This is a genomic window from Borrelia persica No12, from assembly GCF_000500045.1.
GTDB classification, from domain to species: domain Bacteria; phylum Spirochaetota; class Spirochaetia; order Borreliales; family Borreliaceae; genus Borrelia; species Borrelia persica.
This window is the reverse complement of sequence record NZ_AYOT01000065.1, coordinates 1-2,452: the sequence shown is the minus strand read 5'-3', so window position 1 is coordinate 2,452 and position 2,452 is coordinate 1. Positions and strand designations below refer to the sequence as shown.

The window sequence follows — 2,452 nt, the reverse complement described above, 5'->3', positions numbered from 1 at the left end:
TACAAAATATGGTAAGTAAACTATTAGAAAACGATGGATATAAAAAGGTATGTAAACGAACTATTGAAAGAGACATCCAAATTCTAAATGAAATCGGATTGATTAAATCCAAAATCAGAAGGCTTGGCGTTGGCAATGGAAGCATCTCCCACTATATACAGAACATAAAATTTGTACACAGACACAAAGAAATAATTTTCGAATATCTAAAAGAACGTCTGAAAGAAAATCTAAAAAATAGAAGAATCGTCAGCGATTTTCACCAAGATATAGAAGATACAATGCAGCATTGGAATACAAACTCTACAAAAGATGAAAATCCTAAAACATATGAAAGTCAACCTAATTTAAACAAACATAATGAACAGAAACATACAACCGTAATGTCGCATGAGCAAAATCCGCATGTAATTAATAAAGCTAAAATAAGCTATAAAAAAGAAAAGAATTCTAAAGAGAACTCAGAAATGCTTATGAAAAAAGCTGATTTTTATGAAAAAAAGAAAAGTGATTGCAAAATAATGAGGAAAGATGTTGTTACAAGACTGTTATCTGACCACAAAATTAGCGAAAAGTATGTGAAGCAAATAAAAGAGATGAGCAACAACGATTCGACATACATAAATGCACTGTTGAATTTGGAGCGAGCAATAATTGATTATAAAACTGAATACAGTCTTGAAGACATTCTAGAGCACTTTTTAAAGCAATTTGCGAATAGGTATAAACACAAAGTGTGGATGATGATGAAAAGAGAAGATGGGATAATAAACGATTATGAAGTAATTTGGGAAGGCAGATTTAAAGATTGGTACTCGGACAAGTATAAAAAGCGATGTGTTGAAAAAGCGGTTTATGGCGAAAACATATGCATTGGAAAAAAATTTTTAGAAAAAAAAGGCAAAAAAGCAACAAAAAATTTGCAAATTTATGCAACAGAAAAGGCAGAAAAAAAAGAAACAGAAGCAAAAGTAAAAAAAACGGATTTAGAAAAGGAAGAGAGACGTAAGCTAGAATTGATTAGAAGAGAAGAATATTTGCAGAGACTGTTTAAACAGGAAGCAAAAGAGAGAGAAGAGAGGCTTAGAAGGGCAGAAGAAGAGCGAGTCCATTTAAAGAACCGTGCAAAAGAAAGTATGTTAGCGACTTTGAAGAAAAACATAGGCGATAACGTGCAATCAAACAAAACAGACAGCTTCTTGAACAAAACGCCCCCAAACATTTTATCTGAGTCATTGTCAAATGACGATATTGAAGGTAAAAATGATTGTATAGAGAGTACAACAAAAAATGAAGTATCTCTTTCCGAAATTGATGAAAGGGTAGGGATGTTTAGTGAAGTTAAAGAAAGACAGATGTGTGCACAAAACCGTTCTTTAGACGGTATGATTTCTGATATATTAGAGCAAGGTATAACAGACGATACTGGTGTGAATATAATAGGTGATGTATCAAATAATTCTGCACCAGACATTTCATACAGATTATTGCCTAAGATGAATATTGAATTTGAAACTAATTATGCAGGATTTAATACGACTAAGGGATTGTCTTTATCTAGTTTAGGGATTGTAGTTAAAGAAGAAGAAAGTAAAATTATAAAAGAAAAGGAGACGTGACATGAGATTTCATTTGCGATATTTAGCGAAAAGACTTATATATCAAGTGATATAGGCTTTGGAAAGCATATATGAGTGAAGAGGTGCAATCTAAGCGATTGGATGAAACAATAGTTAAATTTCCAATATTTATTCCTGAGAATTTTGATTATGTGTATGCATATCTTAAGGAGTGGGTTGCAAAGAAATATAGAGATAACCTTAATATAACAATTAAGCAGGTAGATGGGGGAATATTATTGTGAAACTAAGATAGGTTTCATATGACCTTTTCAGGAAAAGACAACAACAAGCTAAACTAGTTAAGGTCTCTAAAAAGGTGAAACTAGCAATTCCATAGAATTGTAGTGTTATATTTTAATTTATGTGAATTACTGTTTCTGTTATTAAATTAGAAATTCACATTTATTTACCAAAAACCGAATAAATAATAGAAATTAAAGCTAAGAAGATTCCTATATTAATTGTGATAATAGTACCAAACATCCACTTATGTAGTCTTGCTGTACTGTCAAATTTAGTTATATTGATGTCAATTTTTTTATCAAGTTCATTGAATTTAGTATCAAATTTATTATCAAGATCTTTGATATCCGACTTTAATTCACTTTTAGTGTTATCAATTTTTTTATCAAGTTCATTAAATTTAGTATCAATCTTAACGTTTAAGTTATTTTCGACGGTATCGATCTTATTATCAAGGTCTTTGATATCCGATTTTAATTCGCTTCTAACATTATCAATTTTATTGTCAAGTTCAGTGAATTTGGTATCAATTTTATTATCAAGATCAGTTTTAACAGCTAAAATTTCGCCTTTTAATACTTTTTCTA

General features: G+C 30.3%; 2 protein-coding genes and 1 pseudogene. 2 read left to right on the top strand and 1 reads right to left on the bottom strand.

The window, feature by feature from the left end; translation table 11 throughout:
• On the top strand, positions 1 to 1,619 hold a 1,619-nt coding region (locus tag U881_RS11410; RefSeq protein WP_152520647.1), incomplete at its 5' end, for a plasmid maintenance protein.
• A 71-nt stretch (positions 1,620 to 1,690) separates the two neighbouring features.
• Positions 1,691 to 1,864 (top strand): hypothetical protein, encoded by a 174-nt coding sequence (locus tag U881_RS12540; protein ID WP_160164748.1) that lies wholly within the window; start codon positions 1,691 to 1,693, stop codon positions 1,862 to 1,864.
• A gap of 160 nt (positions 1,865 to 2,024) precedes the next feature.
• On the opposite strand, the pseudogene U881_RS13165 reads toward U881_RS12540, so the two are convergent.
• A pseudogene (locus tag U881_RS13165) lies at positions 2,025 to 2,452 on the bottom strand (hypothetical protein); the annotation flags it as partial.